Annotated in this window: 23 protein-coding genes; 15 read left to right on the top strand and 8 right to left on the bottom strand. The window is 69.4% G+C overall.

The genetic code is table 11. From position 1 onward, the window contains the following. Position 1: 1 nt before the first annotated feature. Positions 2–1,276 (bottom strand): response regulator, encoded by a 1,275-nt coding sequence (locus tag QHF89_RS20700; RefSeq protein ID WP_136966502.1) that lies wholly within the window; start codon positions 1,274–1,276, stop codon positions 2–4. Positions 1,277–1,480: 204 nt separating this feature from the next. Between QHF89_RS20700 and QHF89_RS20705 the strand changes: the two genes are divergently transcribed. The 5 genes from QHF89_RS20705 to QHF89_RS20725 all read left to right on the top strand — a co-directional run bounded on the left by QHF89_RS20705 (position 1,481) and on the right by QHF89_RS20725 (position 4,920). After that, positions 1,481–1,714 (top strand): TIGR04563 family protein, encoded by a 234-nt coding sequence (locus tag QHF89_RS20705; RefSeq protein ID WP_136926995.1) that lies wholly within the window; start codon positions 1,481–1,483, stop codon positions 1,712–1,714. Then, positions 1,711–2,619, top strand: coding sequence for an alpha/beta fold hydrolase (locus tag QHF89_RS20710; RefSeq protein ID WP_136966501.1), 909 nt, complete (start codon positions 1,711–1,713; stop codon positions 2,617–2,619). The genes QHF89_RS20705 and QHF89_RS20710 overlap by 4 nt, the downstream gene beginning before the upstream one ends. After that, positions 2,616–3,743: a hypothetical protein gene (locus QHF89_RS20715; RefSeq protein WP_136966500.1), complete on the top strand. Its 1,128-nt coding sequence runs from the start codon at positions 2,616–2,618 to the stop codon at positions 3,741–3,743. The genes QHF89_RS20710 and QHF89_RS20715 overlap by 4 nt, the downstream gene beginning before the upstream one ends. A gap of 65 nt (positions 3,744–3,808) precedes the next feature. Then, complete coding sequence (locus QHF89_RS20720; RefSeq protein ID WP_136926998.1) at positions 3,809–4,522, top strand: sensor histidine kinase; 714 nt, start codon at positions 3,809–3,811, stop codon at positions 4,520–4,522. 11 nt (positions 4,523–4,533) lie between these two features. Beyond that, positions 4,534–4,920 (top strand): YbjN domain-containing protein, encoded by a 387-nt coding sequence (locus QHF89_RS20725; protein WP_136966499.1) that lies wholly within the window; start codon positions 4,534–4,536, stop codon positions 4,918–4,920. An 8-nt stretch (positions 4,921–4,928) separates the two neighbouring features. Here the strand turns inward: QHF89_RS20725 and QHF89_RS20730 are convergent, their stop codons facing one another. Beyond that, a complete protein-coding gene (locus QHF89_RS20730) occupies positions 4,929–6,164 on the bottom strand; it encodes a formylglycine-generating enzyme family protein (RefSeq protein ID WP_136966498.1) in 1,236 nt (411 codons plus the stop codon). A gap of 73 nt (positions 6,165–6,237) precedes the next feature. On the opposite strand from QHF89_RS20730, the gene QHF89_RS20735 reads away from it, so the two are divergent. Continuing rightward, entirely contained in the window at positions 6,238–7,194 is a 957-nt protein-coding gene (locus tag QHF89_RS20735; protein ID WP_284720745.1) for a prepilin peptidase, read from the top strand. Between the two features lie 352 nt (positions 7,195–7,546). On the opposite strand, the gene QHF89_RS20740 is transcribed toward QHF89_RS20735, so the two are convergent. Then, the gene (locus QHF89_RS20740; protein ID WP_136966497.1) at positions 7,547–9,721 is read right to left on the bottom strand and encodes a prolyl oligopeptidase family serine peptidase; all 2,175 of its coding nucleotides are present in this window, start codon (positions 9,719–9,721) and stop codon (positions 7,547–7,549) included. A 309-nt stretch (positions 9,722–10,030) separates the two neighbouring features. Between QHF89_RS20740 and QHF89_RS20745 the strand changes: the two genes are divergently transcribed. The 4 genes from QHF89_RS20745 to QHF89_RS20760 all read left to right on the top strand — a co-directional run bounded on the left by QHF89_RS20745 (position 10,031) and on the right by QHF89_RS20760 (position 14,093). Next, positions 10,031–11,686, top strand: coding sequence for a S41 family peptidase (locus QHF89_RS20745; RefSeq protein ID WP_136966496.1), 1,656 nt, complete (start codon positions 10,031–10,033; stop codon positions 11,684–11,686). A gap of 376 nt (positions 11,687–12,062) precedes the next feature. Continuing rightward, complete coding sequence (locus QHF89_RS20750; protein ID WP_136927004.1) at positions 12,063–12,518, top strand: hypothetical protein; 456 nt, start codon at positions 12,063–12,065, stop codon at positions 12,516–12,518. Continuing rightward, complete coding sequence (locus QHF89_RS20755) at positions 12,473–12,970, top strand: hypothetical protein (RefSeq protein ID WP_284720732.1); 498 nt, start codon at positions 12,473–12,475, stop codon at positions 12,968–12,970. The genes QHF89_RS20750 and QHF89_RS20755 overlap by 46 nt, the downstream gene beginning before the upstream one ends. Before the next feature lie 61 nt (positions 12,971–13,031). Beyond that, positions 13,032–14,093 carry an AraC-like ligand-binding domain-containing protein gene (locus QHF89_RS20760; protein WP_284720733.1) on the top strand — a complete coding sequence of 354 codons (1,062 nt, stop codon included), beginning with the start codon at positions 13,032–13,034 and terminating at the stop codon, positions 14,091–14,093. Positions 14,094–14,157: 64 nt separating this feature from the next. Here the strand turns inward: QHF89_RS20760 and QHF89_RS20765 are convergent, their stop codons facing one another. Continuing rightward, positions 14,158–16,296, bottom strand: a complete 2,139-nt coding sequence (locus QHF89_RS20765; RefSeq protein ID WP_284720734.1) for a LamG-like jellyroll fold domain-containing protein — start codon at positions 16,294–16,296, stop codon at positions 14,158–14,160. 174 nt (positions 16,297–16,470) lie between these two features. After that, positions 16,471–17,508 carry a D-alanine--D-alanine ligase family protein gene (locus tag QHF89_RS20770; protein ID WP_136966494.1) on the bottom strand — a complete coding sequence of 346 codons (1,038 nt, stop codon included), beginning with the start codon at positions 17,506–17,508 and terminating at the stop codon, positions 16,471–16,473. Between the two features lie 69 nt (positions 17,509–17,577). Here QHF89_RS20770 and QHF89_RS20775 point away from each other — a divergent pair, with 69 nt between their 5' ends. Both QHF89_RS20775 and QHF89_RS20780 read left to right on the top strand, forming a co-directional pair. After that, a complete protein-coding gene (locus QHF89_RS20775; protein WP_136927006.1) occupies positions 17,578–17,886 on the top strand; it encodes a hypothetical protein in 309 nt (102 codons plus the stop codon). Between the two features lie 13 nt (positions 17,887–17,899). Next, on the top strand, positions 17,900–18,598 hold the full coding sequence (locus QHF89_RS20780) for a hypothetical protein (RefSeq protein ID WP_136966493.1): 699 nt from the start codon (positions 17,900–17,902) through the stop codon (positions 18,596–18,598). Between the two features lie 5 nt (positions 18,599–18,603). Here the strand turns inward: QHF89_RS20780 and QHF89_RS20785 are convergent, their stop codons facing one another. Then, positions 18,604–19,161: a phage holin family protein gene (locus QHF89_RS20785; RefSeq protein WP_136927008.1), complete on the bottom strand. Its 558-nt coding sequence runs from the start codon at positions 19,159–19,161 to the stop codon at positions 18,604–18,606. Between the two features lie 13 nt (positions 19,162–19,174). Then, positions 19,175–19,447: a hypothetical protein gene (locus QHF89_RS20790; protein WP_136927009.1), complete on the bottom strand. Its 273-nt coding sequence runs from the start codon at positions 19,445–19,447 to the stop codon at positions 19,175–19,177. A gap of 135 nt (positions 19,448–19,582) precedes the next feature. Here QHF89_RS20790 and QHF89_RS20795 point away from each other — a divergent pair, with 135 nt between their 5' ends. The 3 genes from QHF89_RS20795 to QHF89_RS20805 are packed head-to-tail and all read left to right on the top strand — an operon-like array spanning position 19,583 to position 22,595. Then, on the top strand, positions 19,583–21,031 hold the full coding sequence (locus QHF89_RS20795; RefSeq protein WP_284720735.1) for a phosphomannomutase/phosphoglucomutase: 1,449 nt from the start codon (positions 19,583–19,585) through the stop codon (positions 21,029–21,031). Further along, the gene (prmC, locus tag QHF89_RS20800; RefSeq protein ID WP_136966492.1) at positions 21,028–21,924 is read left to right on the top strand and encodes a peptide chain release factor N(5)-glutamine methyltransferase; all 897 of its coding nucleotides are present in this window, start codon (positions 21,028–21,030) and stop codon (positions 21,922–21,924) included. The genes QHF89_RS20795 and prmC overlap by 4 nt, the downstream gene beginning before the upstream one ends. Further along, a complete protein-coding gene (locus QHF89_RS20805; RefSeq protein ID WP_136966491.1) occupies positions 21,921–22,595 on the top strand; it encodes a DUF4272 domain-containing protein in 675 nt (224 codons plus the stop codon). The genes prmC and QHF89_RS20805 overlap by 4 nt, the downstream gene beginning before the upstream one ends. Before the next feature lie 17 nt (positions 22,596–22,612). Here the strand turns inward: QHF89_RS20805 and QHF89_RS20810 are convergent, their stop codons facing one another. Further along, positions 22,613–23,383, bottom strand: coding sequence for a hypothetical protein (locus QHF89_RS20810; protein ID WP_136966490.1), 771 nt, complete (start codon positions 23,381–23,383; stop codon positions 22,613–22,615). Positions 23,384–23,411 lie beyond the last annotated feature (28 nt).

Raw genomic sequence — 23,411 nt, forward strand, 5'->3', positions numbered from 1 at the left:
CCTAGCTCCCGCCTCGTGACGACTTGATCACCTGCTCGACCTCGAGCCCGCGGAAGGTGCCTCGCATGGCCGCCTTCTCGGCGGAGAGGTCGGGCTTCGGCGTGGTGCGCATGCGCGTGGACGACCGCTCGGACGGCGGCTGCGACGGCGTGGGCGTCGTGCGTTGATCGAAGCTCGTCAGCGTGCTCGTGAGCTCCTCCGGGGCCGGCGCGGGCGCGACCTTTCCGCTCGTCGTGGTGCCCATGCGGATCCCGGCCGCCGTGTCGCCGAGCTTGAGCCCCGCGACCGACTCCGCGATCCGCGCCCCCGCGATCGTACTCGCGAGCCGCAGCCCCGCCGCCGTGTCGCGCAGGAACTTCCGCCCCGCGGCCGTATCTTCGAGCCGGAGCCCCGACGCCGTCTCGCCGAACCGGAGGCTCGCCGCCGCGCGCAGCCCTGCGATCGACTCCGTCAGCTTCAGGCTCGCCGCCGTCTCGCTGAAGAGCCGCTGGCTCGCCTCGATCTCGTGCGCCAGCCGATCGCTCGGCTCGGTCTCGTTGAACGCCGCGATGAGCAGCGCCCCGAGCTGCTGCGCGTCCGGCGGCGCCGGCAGCGGCTCCCGCGGCACGAAACCGAACTGTGTCCCTGACCACGTGAGCGCCGCTTTGAGGGCTTCGAGCGGGGAGATGCTCGCCTGATCGAGTGTCCCGCCGACGATCACGCCGGAGGCGATGGACATGGCGAGGCGGCTCGGGCTCGTGGTGCTGGAGAAACGCAGCTCGCCGCTCCGTTGTTCGAGCTCCAGGGCGCCGAGCACGCTCGCGATCGACATCTTCGTCGGGTCGCCGAGGACCGCGAAGGACTCGCCGTCGCTCGCGGGGGGCAGGATCGACTGGCCGCGTTCGAGCTCGCGGATTCGCTCGCCCATGGCGATCATGGCGTTCACCTGGGCCACGAGCTCGGCGGGGTCGATCGGGGCGGAGAGCACGACGTCGGCGCCGCTGGCGAGCACGGCGAGGCGCGTAGATTCGTCGTCCGACGTGGTCAGGACGACGAGCGGCGTGTAGGCGACGCGCGTATCGTGGCCGCGGATCACCGAGGCGAGCTCCAGCGCGTCGGCGTCGGGCAGATCCAGCGAGGCGACGATCACGTGGGGTTCGAGGGCGCAGGCGACGTTGAATCCGGCCCGCGCCGTGGCGGCCGAGACGACGTCATACGTATCGGACGGCAGCCCCTCGACGAGCGCCCGGTAAGCGGAGAGATCCGCATCCACGACGAGCACGAAATCGCCCGACATGAAGCGAACCTACCATGCCGGCTGACGCGAGCGGAGCGTCCGTGCGTGGACGGACGCAGGGTTCGGCGGAAGGTAAGATTTCAACGTTTTTGATGTGGGGAAGGCCACTGCGAGAGCGTGAGCTTGCTCCCGCGGCGCTTCCTCGTGCATCCCGCGTGCGCTAAGGTATTCCCTTGTAGCTCTAGCTCACGCCTTCGGGGAGCCATGAACGACAAAGACACGCTGGCGAAGAACAACGAGGCGTCGAAGACCGACAAAAGGAAGCAAAGTCTCTACTTTCCGGAGTCGATGCTCCAGGAGATCAAGGAAGAAGCGGCGCGGCTCGATCGGTCTTTGTCGTGGGTGGTCCAGCGCGCCTGGAAGCTCGCCCGGCTCGAAATCAAAAAGCTGCCGAGCGTGAACGAGGTCGGTGAAGGCGAAGAGGATCTCGGCGATTGACGACGAGCAGTTTGCCCCCTCCTTCGAGCGGGAGCGCCCCCCAGACCGCCTCGTTCGCCACGGCCCCCGACACGACGCGCCTCTTCGTGCGGCGAAGGCGGGGCCCCTCGGATCTCACGGTTCTGCTCTCCGACGGGATCGCCTGCGACGGCTTCATCTGGAAGTACCTGTGGGACGACCTCTCCTCCGTGGCCAGCGTCGCCCACTGGAACTACCGCGGCCACGGCCGTAGCAGCCTGCCCGCGGACCCCAAGTGCATCGAACTCGCCGACCACGCGCGCGACCTCGACGCGGTCCGGCGCGCCGTCGCCGACCCCGAGGTCGTGCTCGTCGGCCATTCGATGGGCTGCCAGGTCTCGCTCGAGGCCTACCGGCTCCGGCCCGAGAAGGTGCGCGCGCTCGTTCTGATCTGCGGCGCGCCGGGGCGCATCACCCACACGTTCAAGGGTACCGACGTGCTCGCGCAGATGCTGCCGAAGCTCATCGCACGCGTCGACGCCCACCCCGAGATCGTGCGGGCGCTGTGGGGAAGGGTGCCGGCCGAGGCAGCCCTGCGCCTGGCGATGCTGACGGGTGAAATCGATCGGTCGATCCGTCCCGAGGACGTGATGCCGTACCTCAAGCACATGGTCGACATCGACGTGTCCATGTTCCTGCGGATGCTCCGGTCCGCCGGGGATCATTCGGCTTCGGACCTCTTGCCGAAGGTGAACGTGCCTGTGCTCGTGGTCGCGGGGGATCGCGATACCTTCACGCCGCCCCGGTACGCCGAGGAGATGGCCGCCGCGCTGCCGCACGGAGAGCTGCTCATGGTGAACGGCGGCTCCCACGCCGTGCCCATCGAGCGCCCCGATCTCGTGCGCGACAGGATCCAGCGTTTCCTGCGCGAACGCGTGCTCGCGTGAATCCCTTTCCACTCGGGGGCTACGCTCGGACAAGCCGGGCTGCGCCCCCAAACCCCCCAGGCGGCGCGCTCTCGCGGATCGCCGCGGCGGCGCTCGTCCTCGGGGCTTGTGCGCGGGAAGGACAACCGCAGCCCACGGAGGGCGATCCGCAGGCCCCTGCGAAGGCCACGCCGTCTGCCGTGACCGCCACGAGCGTGACGCCCGCCGCGAGCGCCGCTCCGAGGCCCGCGCCGAAGGAGCTCGACGTCGAGGCTGATCCCGTGCGCCGCGAGCTTCTGCACGCCCCGATCAAGTCGGTCGCGCTCGTCGGCTGGAGCCGGCCGGGGATGTTTGGCGTCACGCTCGAACGGCGAGACCCGCCCCGCTTGGCGCCCGCGCTGCTCCTGCTCGCCCTCGCGGAGCACCCCGTCGCGTACCGCGGCAGCCTCGCGTTCGAGCGGCTCGCGCGGGCGCTCGGCATGCGCGTGGTCCCTGCGGCCGTGCTCCGGCGCATCGGCACGGGCGAGCTCGGCGCCCTCTTCGCGGGCCAGCGGGATCTCCGCGACTACCTCTCGCTTCACGCCGCCGTGCAGAACGACGGCACCGTCGACGCCTTGATGTTCGCCCCCGGCCGCGGCGACGGCCCCGGCGCGTGGGCCTTGCCAGCCGGCCACAACGTCACGCTCGACCACTCCCTCGAAGCCGAGACCTGGGCCCGCTGGGCCGCCGCGCCCGACCCGCTCCCCGGCGAACGCACCGCGCTCCTCGCCGACTACGTCGAGACCCTCGTCCTCGACTACCTCACCGGCCATGTCCTGCGCCGCGCGGTCCACTTCGACGACGTCGCTGGGGAGATCCACCTCACCGACAATGCCGCTGCGTTCCCGTCGAAGGTCGATCCTCGCGCGCTCGACGTCCTGCTCTCGCGCCTCCGCCCCGTCGCGCGTTTCCCGCGCGGCTTGCAGCAGGCCCTCCTCGCGCTCGACCGGGACCACGCGCGGGACTTGCTCGCGTCCGGCCCGTTCGAGACCTGGCTCGTCTCGCCGCGCACCCTCGTGGACCTCGACGAGCGCAGAAAGAGCCTCCTCACCCTGATCTCGGCCCGCGTCGCCGAGCGCGGAGAGCCCGCGGTCCTCTCCTTGTAAGATTTTTCCGGGATCTTTCACCGTTTCCGTGCCCAAAACGAGGTTTCGCGGTATCCTGGCCGACCATGTCCGACCCGGGCGGTGATGCATCTCTCGAGGAGTTGATGGCCGTGATGGCCCACGACCTCAACAACCCCATCGCCGCGCTGATCACGAACCTGAGTTTCGTCGAAAGCTCGCTCGCGCCGGGGACGGGCACGGAGGCGGTCGAGGCGCTGGGCGACGCGCAGATGCTTTGCGATGTCTTGCGGCGCCTCACCGGCAACCTCGACCTCGTGGCGCGTCGAGGCGGGCCTCCTTCGGGCGCGGCCGCGGCGTGTGACCTCGTCCTGTTCGGGCGGGAGGCGCTCGGCCGGCTCGGCAAGCAGGCTGCGGCGGCGGAGGTCGATCTCGTCTTGGATCCGGCGCTCCGGCACGGCGAGGTCATGGTGCGGTGTGATCGTGGGCTCTGCGCGCGGGCGATCGACAACCTCATCGCGTTCGGGATCGAGCGCGCGGCGCCGCGGACGGCGCTCGTCCTTTCGGCGGCGCGCGACGGGGCCGAGGCGCGCGTCGAGGTCCGTTACACGCCGCGCTCGTACCACACGGTGGATCCGCCGCCCACGGGCGCGCCGCCGGCGCAACGCCGGAGGTACATCCAGGCGACGTATGGCCGGGGGCTCTCGATCTACTGCGTCCGCGTCGCGGCGACGTTGCTCGGCGGCCGGCTCGACACGACGCACGAGGAGGATGGCCGGGCGCGGCTCTGTCTCGTCGCATCTTGCCCGGAAGAACGCTAGGCTCCGTCGCGATGGACGTCGAGACGGTCCGCGGTTGGCTCGAGAGGCTCGATTACGAGGTCAAGGACGAAGGTCCGAAGACGCTGCGCGTCTTCCCGCGGCGGCCCGGCAACGAGTCGCTGCCCCCTTACTTCATCCAGTGCAGCGAGCACTGGCTCATGCTCTCGCTCCTGCCCGTCCTCTCCTCGCGCATCCAGCCCTCACCGGAGCTGCCGCGCCGGCTCCTGCTCCTGAACCGCGACATGCGCATCGCGAAGTTCGCCCAGGGCAACCAGAGCGAAGTCGTGCTTTGCGCGGAGCTACCGACCGAATCGCTCGATTTTCAGGAGTTCGCCGACGTGACCGAGCGGCTGGTGAAGTATTTTCACCACTATCACGATTACCTCGCGTCGCCCTGACGCGGCCTTCACTTCTGCGTGATCACGACGCGCCCGTCGTCGCGGTAGGTCACGTTCCCTGATTCGCCGCGACAATCCCAGCACGTCGCCCAGAACAGCCGTTTGCGCACGTATCCATTGAAGCCGAGCGCGATCGGGCCTTTTTCATCCTTCAGCACGAGCGTCGAGGCGATGCGGTATCGATCCCCCGGCAATCGATAAAACGCGACGACGAACGAATCTTTCGCGGCGCGCCCCGCGAGCACCACGATTTGCTCGCCGGGCACCGGGTTCCAGAGCAGCGGCGACGTCGTCAGCACCGTGTTCTGCGGCGCCGCGCCCGCGTCGCCCCGGGCGAGCACCACGTTCACGTCGTCGGGCTCCTTGAAGTACGTGATCTCCCGGTCGAGCGTCGAGAGCGCCGGCACCGAGGCGAACATCTCCGCGAGCTCCTTCGCCGGCAGCTCCACGCGCCGGTAGGTCTGCTCCCATTGCGGCGACGGGATCGAGGCCGCGTTCGGGGCGCCGCGGCAGCAACGGAAACCGAGATCCTGCGCGCTCGCGCCCGGGTCGATCGCCGTCCGATGCGCGCACCGATGATCCGGCCCGACGGCGCTGCCCTGCGCCCCGCGCACGGCCGCCGCGCGTGGCTGCATGTCCTCGATCGGCAGCACCTCGCTCGCCGTCCACTCCCGGTACGCCGCGCCCATCCCGAGCACGCCGAAGCCCGACGCGCACGAGGCTGGCTCCTTCGCGCACTTCGCATCCCACGAGGCGCTCCCCGCGTACGTCGTCCCCTCGGGCCCCTTGCAGGCGCGCTCCCATTCGAGCTCCGTGCAGAGCCGCCCCCCGGCTTGCTCGCAGAGCTCGGCTGCCTTCGCGCGCGACACGCCCGTGAGCGGCGGCTTCGTCGGGTCGTTCGGGTAGAGGTACCGATCGATCGCGTAGTCGCCGAGCTTCACCTCCAGCTCGGCGGGCTCGAGCACGGGATCACGCCCCTTGTCGCCGGGGGTCGAGCCGGCGACGAGGGCGCCGCCGGGGATGTCGACGCGCTCGCTCTTCGCGGCCTCGGCCTTCGAGGCGCCAGCGTCCGGATCGGCCTGGTTCTCAGCGGCTTCGAGCACCTTGCCCTTCGGCGAGAGCACGACGGGCGGCCCGCCGTCCGCGCTGCCCGTGGAGGAGCCGCTTCCGCCCGAGGTGCAGCCCGCGAGCGCGGCGAGGGCGCAGAGGAGCGCGAAGGAGGTCTCGTTTCCCGGAAATTTCATGCGAGGACGCCGGTTTATGCCAGACACGGCGCGCCCCGGCAAAGCCTCGCGCTATGCTGCGCCTCCCGTGCTGATGCTCGGCGACCTGCCCCCCTCGTTCCTGTACGGCTTCGCGCTGGTCTTCGGCCTGCTCTGGGGCAGCTTCCTGAACGTCGTGATTTACCGCGTTCCGCGCGGGATGAGCGTCGTCCGCCCCGCCTCGCGTTGCCCCGCGTGCGAGACCCCGATCCGCCCCTGGGACAACATCCCCGTCCTCGGATGGCTCTTCCTGCGCGGCAAGGCGCGTTGCTGCGGCGCTCCGGTCTCGCCGCGGTACCCGCTCGTCGAGGCGATCGGGGGCCTGCTCTCCCTGGCGATCGTGCACGTGATCCTCACGCCGCTCGACCCTACGACCTCGCTCGCGCGCGCCGGGGCCATCTACATCGCCGACCTCGCGCTCGTGCTTGGCCTCGTCGCGGCGGCGTTCATCGACCTCGAGCACATGATCCTGCCCGACGAGATCACGCTCGGCGGCGCGGTGCTCGGCCTCGCCACGGCCTCGCTGCGCGACCTCTCGTTCGTGGACTCGCTGATCGGCGCGGCCGTGGGGTTTGCCGTCGTGTGGCTGCCGTTCATCGTGATCTACCCGCGCTTGCGGGGCGGGGCGGGGATGGGCCTCGGCGACGCGAAGCTCTTGATGCTTTCGGGCGCGTGGTTCGGCTGGGGCGGCGCGCTCGTGGTGCTCTGCGCGGGCGCGGTGCAGGGGACGTTCGCGGCGATCGGCGTGCTCGCGGTGCGCGGCAAGATCGAGGAGCCGGAGGCGGTGCGGCTCGAGCGCGAGGAGATCCAGAAGGAGCTCGCGGCGATGACGCCGGAGGAGCGCGCCGAGGCTGAAAAAGAGCTCGCCGCGGACCCGCTCGCGGAGGAGGCGGGCGAGGGGCTCGGACAGGCGCGCGTCGCGTTCGGGCCTTTCTTGGCGCTCGCGACGCTGGAATACCTTTTCTTCGGCCGCGCGGCCGTCGAGGCGTTTTTCGGATGGGCCGGGAGCTGATCCTCCTCGTGCTCGTGGCGCTCGCGGGGTGCGGCGGCTCGCCGGTCCCGCTGCCCGAGGTGGGCCCGCATGTGCGCGAGGCGCCGGTGCTCGTGCCGTACCCGCCGCCGGCGGCGCGCGTGGAGGTCGTGCCGGTGCGCCCGGGCAAAAAGGAAGTCTGGATCGACGGCGAGTGGACGTGGGAGCGGCGGCGCTGGGTGTGGCGGCGGGGTCACTGGGAGGTACCGCCGCCGAACAGTTATTGGGCGCCGCCGGTGACGGTGCGACAAGCGGACGGGTCGCTCGGGTTTTTCGGGGGCGGGTGGCGGACGAAGGGCAGCGGCGTGCCGATCGTGGAGAAGACGCCGTCGGGTCAACCCGCGCCTTCTGCGTCCACCGCGCCCGCTGCACCTGCTGCGTCCGCCGCGCCCGCCGCGTCCGCCGCACCTGCTGCGTCCGCCGCGCCAGCGTCGAGCGGCGCGACGCCGAGCGCCCAGCAATAAAAGCTCAATTCATCCACGTCCTGCTCGACGAGCGCCGTCAGCGTCGTGCCGCCGCCGTGGCCCGACGCCCGGAGCGGCAGCAAGAAATACGGCCCGCCGAGCGTGTTTTCCGCCTGAAGCCGCGCGACCATTTTGAGCGGATCGTAGGGCGGCGCGATCCGGTCGTTGAGCGCCGGGACGAACGTGATCACGGGATACCGGCGATCGGATCGCACGTTGTGGTACGGCGAATACCCGGCGAGATACGCGCCCTCGACGGGATCGTCGGGCGAGCCGTATTCGACGGTCGCCGAGCTCATGAAGCCGAATTTGGGAAATTGCAGCATGTCGAGCGTGGGCGCGCGGCAGAACACGGCGCCGAACGCCTCGGGGGCTTGCAGGGCGGTGACGGCGACGAGCACCCCGCCGTTGCTGTTGCCGCGCGAGGCGAGCCGGGCAGGTGTCGTGTAGCCTTCCGCCACGAGGAAGCGGGCTGCGGCGATGTAATCGTCGAACGCGTTTTGCCGCCGCGTCTTGATGGCGGCCTCGTGCCACGCGCGACCGTACTCGCCTCCGCCTCGAATGTTGGCGAAGGCGAGCACGCCGCCGAGCTTCAGCCAGGCGGCGGTGACCGCCGAAAAGCGCGGCTGGAGCGAGATGTTGAATCCCCCGTACGCGCTTAGCCGCACCGGCATTCGTCCGTCGCGTGGCAGGTCCTTGTGGTGGATGACGAACATCGACACCCGCGTGCCGTCGGCCGATGAATACCACACCTGGTTGGTCGCGAACGCTGACGGATCGAGCCCGACGTCGGGCACGTGGTACGGCGTCAAACGGTCGGTCGCATAAGCATACCGATAATGCGAGGGCGGCTGCACGTACGACTCGAAGCTCACCCACACCTCGTCGCCGGTCCAGGCGCCGCTGACGCCGCTGACGACGCCGTCCCCCTCGTTGCGATTGACCGAGCCGAGCGCCGGCAGCACGAGCTCGCGGAGGTAGGCGCCGTCTTCGGCGTGGATATGGACGCGATGGGAAGCCGCATGGTTATACACGGCATAAAGCCGGCCACCCACGCCGACGACGGTTTGCAGCGTGTCCTCGTTTTCGGGCAGGATCGTCCGCCACTCCGTCGGCGCCGCGAGCGACGCGATGCACGCTCGTCCGCGTGGCGCGTCGAGATCAGTATGAATGAGCAGTGAATCGCCGATCACCTGCACCTGGTGGAGCGACCGCATCACGGGGGCCACCGGCAAGAGCACGTCGTCCGCGAGGCGCAGCAGCGAGACGACGTTGGCATGCACGAAGTCCCATTTCGAGAGCACGGCAAAACGGCCGCACTCGCTCACCTTGACGGAGCACCAGTACTCCTTGTTGTGGTCGTCCCCGAAGACCCGGCGTGCCGGCGTGCTCGACCCGATCCGGTGCTCGTAAATGGCGTTCCAGTGCGCCTCGTCGCCCGCGGGCACCTCGCCCGGCGCAGGACACGCCGAATAAAAGAAGCCGGCTCCGTCGGGTCGCCACGCCAGCGACGCGTGGTCCGTGCCGCGGGGCCGATCGGGCAAGAGGTGCCCCGTCTCGACGTCGAGCACGTGAATCACCGCGCCGTGCGTGCCGCCCACGGCCTTCCCGAACGCGACCCGCGTGCCATCGGGCGAGGGCACCGCGAAGACGAGCGCCTCGTCGTTCGCCCACGTATTCGGATCGAGCACGGTTTCCAGCGGCGCGCCTTTCTCGCGCCGCATCAGGAGCTTGAGCTTTTCGTCCTCCGCATCCGCTTGCCAGAGGAACTCACGTCCGTTTGGCCCCGTGCGAATCGGAGGCGACAGCCGCGCATACCGCGCGGAGCGCGTCACGGCGGCCCGTAGCCAGTCGCGCCCCGGCACCCCGTCGAGCACGCCGCGCGTGACGGCCTCCTGCGCGGCGATGAAACCTTGCGTCTCGGCGTCGTCGAGCCGCTCCATCCAGGCGTACGGATCGTCGAAACGCCTCCCGTGCAGCGTGAAGCCGCTCTCCGGATCACGCCGCGTCGGGGGAAAGGGCAGCGCTTCATTCAGCTCTTTCATGCAGGTGGCCGCTTCATACCATCACGCGCCTCGCACGGGTTCGTCCGCTTCTCCGAGAGTGCTAGCGTGGGCGAATGAAACGTCTTCCTGGACCCCTGCTGTGCGTTTTCCTCGTCGCGTGTGGCGGTTTGGAGCCGAGCCCCGTGGCCGCCCCGACCCCCGCGCCCGCCTCGGCCTCGACAATCCGGAGCTCCAGCACGATACAAGCGTGGACACACCCTCCGAGGGGAGCTTTTATGTCGCCTCGACTCCTTCACTTGAAGGGAAGCAAGTTTCATGAAACGGACTGTCCTTTTTACGGCTGGCACAATGGCTGCCGCCTTCCTGTCGATTCAAGGCTGCTCTAGCGATCCGGCCGCGGGCCCTGGGCCCTCCGACGGGACCCCGGATGGAGGCGTCCCCGACAGCGGGTTGCCCGACGGCGGAGAGCCCGACGGCTCGCCGCCCGCGGGTGACTGTGATGCGCAAGGCGCGACACGCTGTGACGACGGAAAGGTCTCCACGTGCGAGCTCATCGGCGGCTCGCTGAACTGGAGCGGTGCCGCATACTGCCCCGACAATCAGATCTGCAAGGGGAGCGCGTGCGAACCGGCGACCGAGAAGCAGCAGAAGCAGGCCGCCGCTGTCGACCAGTACGCCGACGACCTCCGTGATTACACCGGCTACGACCAGGGGCTCGACTTCCCGGCGATGAAGAAGGAGGCGCGCCGCATTCTCTTCCTCGGCGACGAGTCCGACTACGCGCTCGCGAAGGCGGTGCGGCACGTGTTCCGAGGCGTGCCTCAGGGTCACACGTCCATCGGCTTCGGCCCGAACGACTGGTCGGCGTGCATGACGCGCGAGGCGAACGTCCCTCTGCGCGGTACCTCCTGGTACGGCGTCTGCGCGCGCGCGGCTGGCGACGCGTCGATCATCACGTTCGCGGCAGACAACAACCCGATGGGCCTCAAGCCGGGCGACCAGGTCGTCAAGGTGACCACCGCGAACGGCGATGTATGGCAGAGCCCCGGCTTCCTCGACCGCATTGGCCAAGAGCCGATCTGCGACGGCTCGCTGCCGTCGAAGAGCGCGCGCGACGACTACGCGGCGTCGAACCTCTTCGCGCTCCTCAACACGGGCGCGACGATCGATGTGATCGCCTCTGACGGGACCACGAAGACCATCACCGTGCCCGAGCGGACGGCCAACTATATCTCCTGCTTCGACGCCCTCCGCCGCCCGTCGCGGACCAAGCTGTTCGAGTCCTCGCAGCGCGCCGACGGCGTCGTCGTGATGATCGTGCCGACGCTCGGAAACCACGCCGATCATCCCTTCCCCCAAGATTTCACTGTCGAAAACTACCGAACGTGGGTCGCCGAGGGCATCGACCTGATCCGTAACGAGCTCCTCAAGTACAGCGACATCAAGGGGCTCGTTTGGGACATCCGCGGCAACGGCGGCGGCTCGCAAGAGCTTGGCATCGCCTTGATAGGAAGCGACTTGCTGGGCTCGACGGAAGGCGCGTTCGCCAACTGCTACGCGCGCGTGCCTGCCTCGGACCCGCCGGCCTTCACGACAAGCGAGGTGGAGTATCCGTTCCCCTACCAGGCCTTCGCCGACGAGCCGCTGCCGTCGGTCGGCTTCACCGGCAAGCAGGTCCTCCTCGTCGACGGCACCGCGTACAGCGCTGCCGACTGGATGGTCCAGGCCGCGAAGAAAGCGGGAGTCATGATCGTGGGCCACGCCTCGGCTGGGGCCTACGGCTACTCGACGGGCGACTCCTACGTGACGAAGCACATCGCACCTGCCGAGGGCGTACACGCCGGGATCCTCTCGTTCATCTCCGGCGCGCACTGCGTGGACACGGCGACCGGCGAGTCGATGGAAGGCGCCGCGCCCATCGACGTGGTGGTCGACTTCAAGGCGTCGGATCTCGCGGCCGGGATCGACACACAGCTCGAAGCTGCTGCTGCTCTCGCCAAGTGAGCTCGTTCTTCGTGCGCATCACCGCCTGAGCTCGGCGAGGAGCCCGAAGGTGACCTCGGAGGTCGGTTCGGACCTTTACGTGCTGGCCTGCCGGAAACAGCGCATCACGCGCCCTCCTGCTGCCTCCCCACCTTGTGCGGCAAGAACCAATCCGACCGATACCGCTCCATCGCCGTCTGCACCAGCCGCTCGACCAGCCCCTCGAACGTCATCCCCGCGGCATACGCCGATTTCGTGAAGCACGAGCGGTCCGGGCAGCTCTTTCATGCAGGTGGCCGCTTCATCCCAACACGCGCCTCACACGGGTTCGCCCGCTTCTCTGCCGGTGCAGCCGCCGCCGTGCAGGGGACCCGCGCGAGAGTGCTACCGTGGGCGGATGAAACTTCATTTTGGCCCCCTCCTGGGAGGTTTCCTCGTCGCGTGTGGCGGTTCGGAGCCGAGCCCCGTGGCCGCCCCGACCCCCGCGCCCGCCTCGGCCTCGACAAGCATGCCCATCGAGGAGGCGCGCCCGGCGCCGGCGAGCCCCGACCCTGTCGCCGCGTGCACGATGACGAAGGCCCTGTCCGCGTCCTGTGCTCCGTGCGTCACGTCTCGTTGCTGTTCTCCGCCTGTGGCCTTCAGCGCCAGCACGGCCCAGGCGCTCGGGTGCCGCATGGGATGCCGCAAGCCGCTTCCCGCCGGGATGCCCGTGCTTGAAGACAGCGACCGCGCTGTGATGATCAAGACCTGCCTCGCCAGGTGCGGCGAGCATTTCGAGCCCTCCGATGAGGCTACGCGACTCGACGCTTGCATCGCCGAGCGCTGCAACCCCGAGTGCCTCGTCGGCGGGTGAGGCGCGGGCCTCCCGCGAAGGGCACAGTCGCTCGCGCGAAGGGCACAGTCGCTCGCGTGATGGGCACAGTCGCTCGCGCGAAGGACAACGAGGCTCGCGTGATGGGCACAGTCGCTCGCGTGATGGGCACAGTCGCTCGCGCGAAGGACAACGAGGCTCGCGCGAAGGGCACAGTCGCTCGCGCGAAGGGCACAGTCGCTCGCGCGAAGGACAACGAGGCTCACGCGAAGGACAACGAGGCTCACGCGAAGGGCGACGAGGCTCGCGCGAAGGGCGACGAGGCTCGCGCGAAGGGCGACGAGGCTCGCGCGAAGGGCGACGAGGCTCGCGCGAAGGGCGACGAGGCTCGCGTAAAGGACAACGAGACTCGCGCGAAGGACAACGAGGCTCGCGCGATGGGCACAGTCGCTCGCGCGAAGCTCGAACCCGACCTCCGAGCTCGGTTCACGTAAGATCGCATCCGTCTCCATGACCAGCGATGCCGCTTCGTCGGGCCCTAGCCCCTACAAGCTCGTGGAAACGCGCCATCTTGACGAGGCGCGCGCCATCTTCCGCCAGGCGTACGGTGAGTCGCAGCTCGATGCCGTGGACCCAAAGCGGTTCGCGTGGCGGGCCAGCTTCGCCGGCACGGGCCCCGTCGCCTTCAGCCGCGGGGGGAGCAGCGGTGGGACCATCATGCGCGTCGTGCCCGCGAGCTACGTCGTAGTCTTACTCACCGACAAAAGCGGGCACGCGGCTTCGCACAAGGCCGCAGCCGACATCACGCAGGAAGGCGGCGCGGTCGTGTTCACGTCAGGACACCCCCTCGTCTTGAAGTTGGCGGATGGCGTCCGCTCGGTCACCTTGCGCATCGACCCCGCCTACCTGCAGGCCGAGCTGGAGGCGCTCACGGGCCGGACCGTGCACAGGCCGCCGCTGTTCGCGCTCTCCATGGACACCCAAGCCGGCTACGGCGAATCCCTCCGGCAAATGGGCCTCTTCCTGGGACGAGAGCTCGAGAAGGGATCCGTGATGTTCCAGGATCCGCGGCTCACAGCTCCTCTCGGCGAGACCCTCGTGTGCGCGCTCCTCCTGGGCCAGGCGCACGACTATGCCCATCTGCTCCAAATCCCCACGCCGAGCGCCGGCATAGGCGCGGTCCGCAGGGTCGAGGAATACGTCGAGGCCGCCGGGCCCCGCCCGGTGTCGATGCGCGAGCTCTGCGGGATCACCGACGCGAGCGGGCGCTCGATCGACAAGGCGTTCCGCGCCCATCGGGGCTCCACGCTGGCCGCCACGCTCGCGAGATCACGGCCGCCGAGCGCAAACGAGGCAGGCGCGGTGGGCGCGCGCATCTCCCTGCTCACGCCGCGCGAGCGCGAGGTGTGCGCGCTCGTGGCGCGAGGGCTGCTCAACAAGCAGGTCGCGGCCGAGCTCGGCATCTCCGAGGGGATTGTGGAGAAGCACCGGGCCCGGGCCATGAAGAAGCTGGCGGTGGGCAGCGCCGCCGAGCTGGGCGGGCTGTGGGCGCGGATGGGGAATGAGGCCGGGGAGGCTCCTCTCCCGCGGGGTGCGAGCCCGGCCTCGGGTGGATGAACCGCTCAGAAGCAGGCGTTGTCGTTGGTAGAGCGGGACGCCGGCGGCTCACGCAGCCAGGCGATTACTGGCACATCCCCGCTCCGACGGCCACGACGGCATCTTGGCACGCGGCCAACTGGGTGTTGGAGATGTTGTCGACAGTCTGCAAGCCGTAGGAGACCGACACGGCTCCACATTGTTGGGGGCTCCCGAACTCGGGATTGGGGGTCTGACTCCACATTCCCGTGCGGATGGCGCCGCCGTTGGAGTCGTACCACTGCGCAACACCACGCAGATAGACCATGTCCGGCGGGTAGGAGAAGCAGTCGTCGAACTGGTTGGTGGCGACGACCTCCTGCCATGCGGGCAGCGCCTCGCACGGGCAGGGCGGCGTCTCGCAGTTCGTCCCCGTCCAGCCGGCCGCGCAGGTGCAGGTGTAGCTGTTCACCCCGTCCACGCAGGTGCCGCCGTTCTGGCAGGGGTTGGGCGAGCAGTCCTCCGGCTCGCAGGTCAGGCTGAACATATCCGAGGCCGTCAAGGCTGCTTGGTACCAACGAACGTCGTCGATGGTGCCTGCGAAGTATGTATTCGAGGCCGTCGACGCCGCGATACGCTTGGCCCCGACCTGGATGGGATCCATCTCGAGGTCGGTGTCTGCGATGTTGTCGGCGGTGATCGCCACCGTGCCGTCGGCCACGCCGTCGACGAAGATGCGGAGCAGCAGCGCGGACGTGTCACGAACGTAGGCCACATGATGGAACTGGCCGTCGTTGATCGTCGTCGTCCCCGTCACGGTGTGGGTCACGTTGGAAGCCCCGCGAATCGACCCCACGAGTTTGCCCGTCGCCGAGACCCGCAGATCGATGTAGGCCGGCGAAAGCAGCGGGAGGCACAACCCGCCGCAATCATAGAGGCTGACGATGGCCTGGTCGGCGCCGGTCGCGCTCGTGCTGATCCAGGCCGAGACCGTCAGGGGGCCGGTGCCCGGATAGGCGCCGGTGGAGTTGAACGTCACGCGCCCGTTGGTGCCGTCGAGCGAGAACCCCTGGTTCAGCACGGCGGGGGTGTACGTCACGCCGCCAGAGATCGTGCCGTTCGCGCTGCCGGCCGAGTCGGTCGTGTTCCCGTCCGCTTTCCACCAATGCTGCGGCCCGGTCCCGGAGTAGCTCAGCCGCTCGCCGGTGCAGACCCCGCTCTGGCAGGATTCGGTGGTGCAGGTGTCGCCGTCGTTGCATGCAGTGCCATCGGTCGCCACCGGGTTCGAGCAGAGGCCGGTCATGATGTCGCACGTGCCGGGCACGTGACACTGATCGAGCGCCGTGCAGGTGACGCCGGTGCACAGGGTCAGCTCGCACGCGGTGCCGAAGTAGCCCGCGGGGCAGTCGCAGGTGTAGCTGCTCGGGGTCTGGGAGCAGACTTTGCCGGTCGTGCAGAGGCCCGGAGCGCAGTGGCACTTGCCGTCCGCGCCGGCAGCATGGATGCCGGCGATCTGCGCGTCCGTGAGCACGTCATCCCAGACAGCCGGCTCGTCGATGAGGCCCGTGAAGAAACGACCCCCGACCGTGTCCTCGCTGCCGATGGTCAGGGGCCTGTTGCTGTCGAGCAAGACACCGTTGAAGGCATTCGTGGCGGTCGTGTCGAGGACGCCGTTGATGTAGAGCTTCACCACACTGACGTTGCGGGTGACGGCCACGTGCGTCCACGTGTTGGGGGAAATCGTGCCGCTGCTGGCAACCGAGAAGTTGGTGCCGTTGTTCATGCCAAACCCCAGCCTGCCGTTGCTGATGGTCATGGCGTACCCCGTCCCGCCAGCACCGCGGTTCTTGCTGACGATGACCTGCAGCGGGGTGACGTTGGTGGGGTTGATCCAGGCTTCGATCGACAACGTGCTGGGGAAGGTCAGCGCGGCAGCGTCGGGGATCTGGACGTCGTTGGCGCCATTGAAGACGAAGGCCTGGCCAACCTGGCCGGTGGCGAAGGTGACCCCGCTGCCCAGCGTCCCGTTGAGCGCACCATACACGTCGTCGGCGTTGCCCGCGCCCGCCCAGAAGCCCGTGGGCTGGGGGTGGTCCCCGTAGCAGGACTCGAGGGGCTGCGCGGCCTCGCCGATGGGGTCGTCGGTGCGGCCGTCCATCGTGTCCGGTGTACTGCTGCAGCCGCCGGCGAGCAGCGCGACAGGCACGGCGAAGCTGAACGTCGCGAAGAAGCGAATGTGTCTCATGCAGGTTTCCTTTTCGGCCGGGGCGAGCGTGGCGAAGTGGATCGCCATGCGGGCCGGCTCGAGCGGCCGGAAAGTAACGCAAGGGAACATTCGGTGGAGGGGTGGGTTTCCACCCCTTGCAAGGCGGGCCGAAGTATGGGGGATGGAGCGCTGCGCGTGATGCCCAGCGAGGTATCAGCCGCCGTCGCTCCGACGCCCCACCTTGTGCGGCAAGAACCAATCCGACCGATACCGCTCCATCGCCGTCCGCACCAGCCGCTCGACCAGCCCCTCGAACGTCATCCCCGCGGCATACGCTGATTTCGTGAAGCACGAAATATAATCGAGGTCCGGGTAAATGCCCGGCAGCGGGTTGACCTCCAGCACGTACGGTTTTCCCGCGCCGTCGAGCCGCAGGTCCACCCGCGCCCAGTCGCGAATCCCGAGCACCTCGCACGTCCCGATCACGAGCGACTCGATGTCCCGCTGAAGCCCGCTGTCGACCTTCGCCGGGCAGAGCATGTGCTTCGTGCTGTGCCACGTGAACTTCGCCTCGTAGCCATACACCCGCCGCGGGCTCCGCGGAATGGCGGTGAAATCAATCTCCACGAGCGGCAGCACCTCGAACGAGCCCCGATTGCCGATCACCGCGGCCGTGAACTCCCGGCCCGGCAAGAACTCCTCGACGAGCAGCGGCTGGCGATATCGATCGAGGTACGTGCTCACGAGGGCCGCGAGCGCCGCGTCGTCGTCGACCACGTTGGCATCGTAAATCCCCTTGCCCGCCCCCTCCGCCACCGGCTTTGCGATCACCGGATACGCGAGGCCGAGCGCGCGATCGAGCGGCCGATGCATCACCGCCGCGCGGGGCGTCGGAATGCCCGCACGGTCGAGGATACATTTCGTGTACCACTTGTCGTGCGTGATCCCGAGCGTCACCGGGTCGCTGCCCACATACGGCCATTGCAACCATTCGAAGAGGGCAGGGGCCTGGGCTTCCCGGCCGGTCCCGTAGATCCCCTCGGAGAGGTTGAAGATCAGGTCCGGCCGGCGCTCCGCGGCGATTTCCTTCGGCGAGAGCGTCGTGGTGTCCCACACGCGCACGGTGCCGAGCCGCTCGAGCGCCCGGACGACCGCGTCCCGAAGCTCCGGGCTGTCGAGCTCGGCCAGGTCCTCGTCGCCGAGGTGCGAGGTGTCCTTCGGGGTCAGCGAGATGCAAAGGGCGAGGTCCATGGCGACCCGCACTCATATCATCGCGCGCCCTGCTCCTGCTCGTCCGCGTCCTGCGCTATCTTCCGCGCCGTGAACCGGAAGGCCTTCGAGACGAACCCTCGCTTGCTCCTCGTACTCCCGCTCGCCCTCTCGCTCCTCGCCGGCTGCAAGCGCGGCGTCGAGTGCACGACCGAGATCACCGCCGGCACCGGGACGTTCAAGGGCACGGCGCGCGGCGAGGGCGACGAGAAGGGGCCGGTCATGAAGGCCGCCCTCCGCGACGCCTGCCAGCGCATGTGCGTCGACACGAAGGCCGCCATGATCGACGCCTGCGTCACGCGCTGCACCGTCGACGTCGGCGCGACGAAGATCGGCGCCCGTACCTCCTGCAACGACTGAAGCCCAAAGCCCCATGATGCTCGCCTGGTCCTTCTCCGCGCGCACGCTCGAAGAGATCGAGCGCCTCCTCCGCGCCCTCGGCAAACACCGCTACGTCCGCGAGGTCGATCATCGCATCCACTGGACCGTCGATCGCGCCCTCGCCGACCTCCCCGCCTTCGCCCCGCACGCCCAAGCCTTCGCCGCGCGGCGCAGCCGGGAGAAGGGGCTCGAGATCGCGTCCCGTGATCCCTCGCTCTGGCGATCGGCCACCGCGGACGACGTCTGCGCCGTCTTCCGCGCCTTCTGGACCCCGGGCGAGACCGCCGAGCGCTACAAACAAGCCCTCCGCGCGGCCCTCGCCGAGACGGGCTTGCCGCCTGCGACCCACACGCCGTTCGAGGCCTCCGCCGACGAGCCTCCGCACCCCGAGCTCGTCCTGCTCGACTGGGAGCTCTTCCCCGTCGACGAGCTCGACGCCGATCGGCATCGCGGCGCGCTCGAAGCGATGGAAGAAGCGGGCGAAGAGGTCTCTGCCTCCGCGCCCGTCTTCCAGGAAGGCCCGGTCCTCGCCGCACCGGAGCTGCTCGACGGCGCCCCGGGCGGCGAGCTTGGCGAGGATTTTTTCGTGTGGTCCGATGGGCCCTACAGCTACTCGGACTACGTCTTCCGCGGCGCTGCGAAGGTCGCGAAACTCGCCGAGCCGCCGGTCGGCTACAACGACTTCGAGTAGGGCGACTACGGCCCGATCATCGGCCGCGATCGGCCCGGCTCGCCCGGGAGCGTCACGCCGGGCAGCTCCGCCTTGTGCACGCCCTCCTCGATCGGCGACTCCGTCGCGCTGATCGGCATCGTCGCGCTCGCCCGACCCGAGCGCATCGCGCGCACCGCGCCGAAGAAGGCGACCACGAACAGCACACCCGCGAGGATCGCCAGCCTGCCCGCGACCGAGGGGATGATCGCCCCGAGCCCGATCATCACCGCGATCACCGCGATCACGGTGGCCGCGGCCCCGCAGGTGAAGGCCACGACGCCCCACACCACGCGCGGCACCATCTCGCTCACGGTGCGCTGCGCTTCGAGCTTCCCGAGCGCGATGCCGTCGCGCACGAGCTCCGTCGCCACGTCGATCGTGTCCCGCGCGACGGCGGCGATCGCCTCTCCGGTCGACATCCCCTCGCCGGCCGGCCGCCGCGCGATCGGCGGCAGCGCGCGCTCCGTGATCTCGGGTGGCGTCTTCGGCGAGACGCGCAGGCGCGCGTGCCCGTTCCCGTTGGATGGTCGCTCCTGGTTCATGGCTCGTTCTCCTTCACAGCGAGCGCCACACGAGGCGCCGACGCCGACGCACCACGGCCGTCACGATCCCGAGCAGCAAGAGCCCACCGATCGTGACCGCGGCGCGCACGATGTTCTTGCGCATCGAACCGGCGCTCGATTTCAGCATCGACGAGACACGACTGAGATCCGCGACGAGGCGCTCCTTCGCCAGCTCCAGCCTGTGCTCGAGCGCTCGCCGCTGTTGATCCACGGGCATCATCGTCGTGCCCGTCGCCCTCAGATCCTGGTCGCTGAGACGGTTCACGCCCGGCCGAACGTGCAATCCGCGTTCCCCACACGTGCCGCGGCTGTGTGCAGCGAGCGGCCCCGGCCACAGGCGAACTTTGGGGTTTCGTTCCCTCGCCCGACGTGCCAAATCGGCCGGCGAGTACGCATCCTCATGAAGATCCCGCGCCACATCTTCCGCGAGTACGACATCCGCGGCGTCGCCGATCGAGACCTCTCGGACGACCTCGCCCGCGAGCTCGGCCGCGCCTTCGCGTTCGTCCTTCGTAAGGACGTTGTCAGCGCTCGGGGCTCCGGATCGCCTTCGGCGTCCTCTGCCCCGAACCCCACACCGCGCGTCGCCGTCGCGCGTGACGGCCGCCTGTCGAGCGATCGCCTCTTCGCGGCGCTCTCCGAGGGCCTGCTCGCGGGCGGCGCCGACGTCGTGTTCGTCGGCGTGGGCCCGACGCCGATGCTCTACTTCGCCGCGCATCACCTGGAGACGCACGGCGCGATCATGATCACCGCGAGCCACAACCCCGCGCCCGACAACGGCTTCAAGATGATGCGCGGCAAGAGCTCGTTCTACGGCGCCGACATCCAGGCCCTCGCCGACCTCATCGAGCAGGGCGTCGCCCTCGCCGAGCCGCCCGCCACGCGCGGCAAGCTCAGCGAGACCAGCGTCGTGGACCCGTACATCGAGTCCGTGCGTCGATCGAGCCGCCTCGCCCGCACCGACGTCCGCTTCGTCATCGACGCCGGCAACGGCGCGGCGGGTCCGCTCGGCGTCGCGACCCTCTCGGCGCTCGGGCTCTCGCCCGAAGCCCTTTATTGCGACATCGACGGCACCTTCCCGAACCACCACCCCGACCCCACGGTACCGGCGAACCTCGCCGCGCTGCGCGATCGCGTGCTCGCCACGGGCGCCACGTTTGGCGTCGCGTGGGACGGCGACGGCGATCGCGTGGGAGCGATCGACGAGACGGGCGAGGTGATCTGGGGGGACAAGCTGCTCCTGCTCTACGCCCGCGCCCTGCTCCGCGAACATCCCGGCGCCACCATCCTCGGCGAGGTGAAGTGCTCCGAGACGCTCTACGCCGACATCGAGAAGCACGGCGGGCGGCCGCTCGTGTGGAAGACGGGGCACTCGCTCATCAAGACGAAGATGAAGGAAGAACACGCGCTCCTCGCCGGCGAGATGAGCGGCCACATGTTCTTCGCCGACCGCTGGCCGGGCTTCGACGACGCGGTCTACGCCACGGTGCGCCTCGTGGAGATCGTCGCCTCCGAGGGCAAGACGCTGCGCGAGCTGCTCGCCGACGTGCCGCCGACCTTCGCCACGCCGGAGATCCGCGTCGATTGCCCCGACGCGCTCAAGTTTTCCGTCGTCGCGGACGTCGTCGCGCACTACCGCGGCAAGCGGCCCGTGCTCGACATCGACGGCGGGCGCTTCGACTTCGGCGAGGGCGCGTGGGGCCTCTGCCGCGCGTCGAACACGCAGCCCGTGCTCGTGCTCCGCTTCGAGGCGGCCACGCCCGAGCGGCGCGACGAGATCCGGCGTGAGGTCGAGGGCGTGGTCGCAGACGCGATCCGCCGCGCGGCCGAGGCAGGCGGCCGCCCGTGACGGCGACGCGCGGCGAGGCGCCGGGCGAGGCGTGGACGATCCGCCGCGTGCTCGCGTGGGCGGTGGACGACCTCAAGAAGCGAGGCTTTTCCTCGGCGCGCCTCGATGCCGAGCTCTTGCTCTGCCACGTCCTTCGTATCGATCGCATCAAGCTCCTCGTCGACGCCGAGCGCCCGCTCGACAAGGCCGAGCTCGCGCGGTACCGCGAGCTCTTCCTGCGCCGCCGGAGCGGCGAGCCGATCGCGTACCTGCTCGGCGTGCGCGAGTTCTACGGCAGGCCTTTCCGTGTCGATCGACGTGTCCTCGTCCCGCGCCCCGACACCGAGACGCTCGTCGAGGTCGCGCTCGCGCGCACGCGTCACCTCGACCTCGCGGCGCGCGTGCTCGACCTTTGCACGGGCTCGGGCTGCGTCGCGATCTCGCTCGCGCGCGAGCGCCCGACCACGTGTGTGCTCGGCCTCGACCTCTCGCCCGACGCGGCCACGGTCGCGCGGGAGAACGTCGTGCGCCTCGGCGCCACGAACTGCGCGATCGGCGTCTCCGACCTCTTCTCTGCGCTCGAAGGCCGCAACGCCGTGTTCGACCTCATCACGGCGAACCCGCCGTACATCCCGGAGGCCGAGATCGACACGCTCATGGTGGACGTGCGCGGGTTCGAGCCGCGGCTCGCGCTCTCGGGCGGCGCGGATGGGCTCGTGATCCTTCGGCGCATCGCGGAGGAGGCGCCGCGTCACCTCGCCCCGGGCGGCGTGCTCGCGGTCGAGGTCATGGCCGGCCAGGCGCCGGACGTGAGCGCGCTCTTCGCGGCGCAGGGGTTCTCCGCGATCGAAGTCCAAAAAGACCTCGGCGGGCACGAGCGTATTGTCTCCGCGGTCTGGGCGGGGAAACCATGAAGGCGCCGGGGGGCCGCGCGCCGGGGGATTCGCCCGTGGATGGCGAGGCGCTGCGCATGATCCGCCAGCGCTCGCTCTTCATGGCGCGGCGGCTCGGGTATCCGGTCGACGTGAGCTTGCCTCTGCTCACGGACCGCGGGGTTTTACGGGACAAGGACGAGGTCGTCGACCGCATGCTCGCGCTCGACGCGGTGATCGCGTGCGCCTCCGGCATGCCGCCCGAAATCGCCTCCGATTGGGTCTCCGAAATCGGCATCACGGGCTCGCTCTCCCCCTCGGAGGCGCGTGTCCTCGAAGGGCGCGCCGAGGACGTGCCCGCGGGCCTGCTCGACCGCATGGAGGCGCTCTGGGCGCTCGGCTGGGCCTCCTCGCTCTTCCGGGCCCTCGATTACGCGCGCATTTGTGGCCCCGAGCTCGCCATGATCTTCGGCGAGCTCGACGACGCCCGCGACGTGCGCGCCTTGCGCAAGCGCAGCCGATTGCGCCGTCACGAGGAGGTCCTCTCCGCCTGCGACCTCGCCCGCTGCTTGCACCGCGGCGTCGAGATCGCCGCGCGCAAGCGAATGAGCTTGCCGGGCAAGGTCCAGCCGAACGTCATCCTGGAGCGACGCAAGGCGCTCGAATGGCTGCTCGGCGAGGAAGAGTGGGACGAGGTGTTCGTGGGGGCGTGAATCCGCGCCGCCGCGGATCACTTGTGCCGCGGATAAAGCGCCGTCCGCCACCCGAGCACGAACGCGCCGCCGCGGATCGAGTTTCCGTACATGTAATCGTACGCCAGGTACGGCCCCATTCCGAGCTTCGACCCGAACCGGAATCCCTCGTAAAACACCCCGAGCCCGAGCGCCGAGGTCAGACCTCCGTCGACGAGCAACGTGTCCTGATCGTCGGCCGGCGTCACGATCGCCGTCCCTACGCCCGTCTCCGCCATCAGCCCGAGATCACGCAGCGACCCGCCGAGCGTGTAGAGCGGGAAGATCTCGGTGTGAAACCCGACCATCCCGCTGAAAAACACCTTGTCGCCCGCGTCGAGCCCGATCGCCCCGAAGGTCAGGCCGAACGTCAAGAAGTCCCGCAGCGCCGCGCCCGCCCACGCGCGTGCGCTGAAGCCCGCGCCGATCCCGGTGTCCGTGTAGTAGCGCAGGAGCCCGATCTTCGTCGGGTCGTTCGGGAACCCCGAGGCGCTGCCGAGCGACGCGCCGATCGCGAGCCCGAACGTGAAGCTGCTCCGACGCTCCGACGTCACTGCGCGTAACGTCGGGTCGTTCTGGTCTTCCATGCCGCTCGTCCCGAGCGTCCGGATCCCGGCCTCTTCCTTCTTCGCCTCGGCTTGCGCCTCCGTCGTGCTCCGGCCGCCGCGCGGCCCTTGCTGCGCGTTCGACGGCGAAGCCCACGACAGGATCGTGCAGGTGAGGGCGACGGACAGAGCGGCCACTTTTTTCGGGGAAACAACCTTCGCCATGCGGAGCCCTTCCCTTATACGATACGGC

The organism is Polyangium sorediatum, assembly GCF_029946465.1.
Lineage (GTDB): Bacteria > Myxococcota_A > Polyangia > Polyangiales > Polyangiaceae > Polyangium > Polyangium fumosum.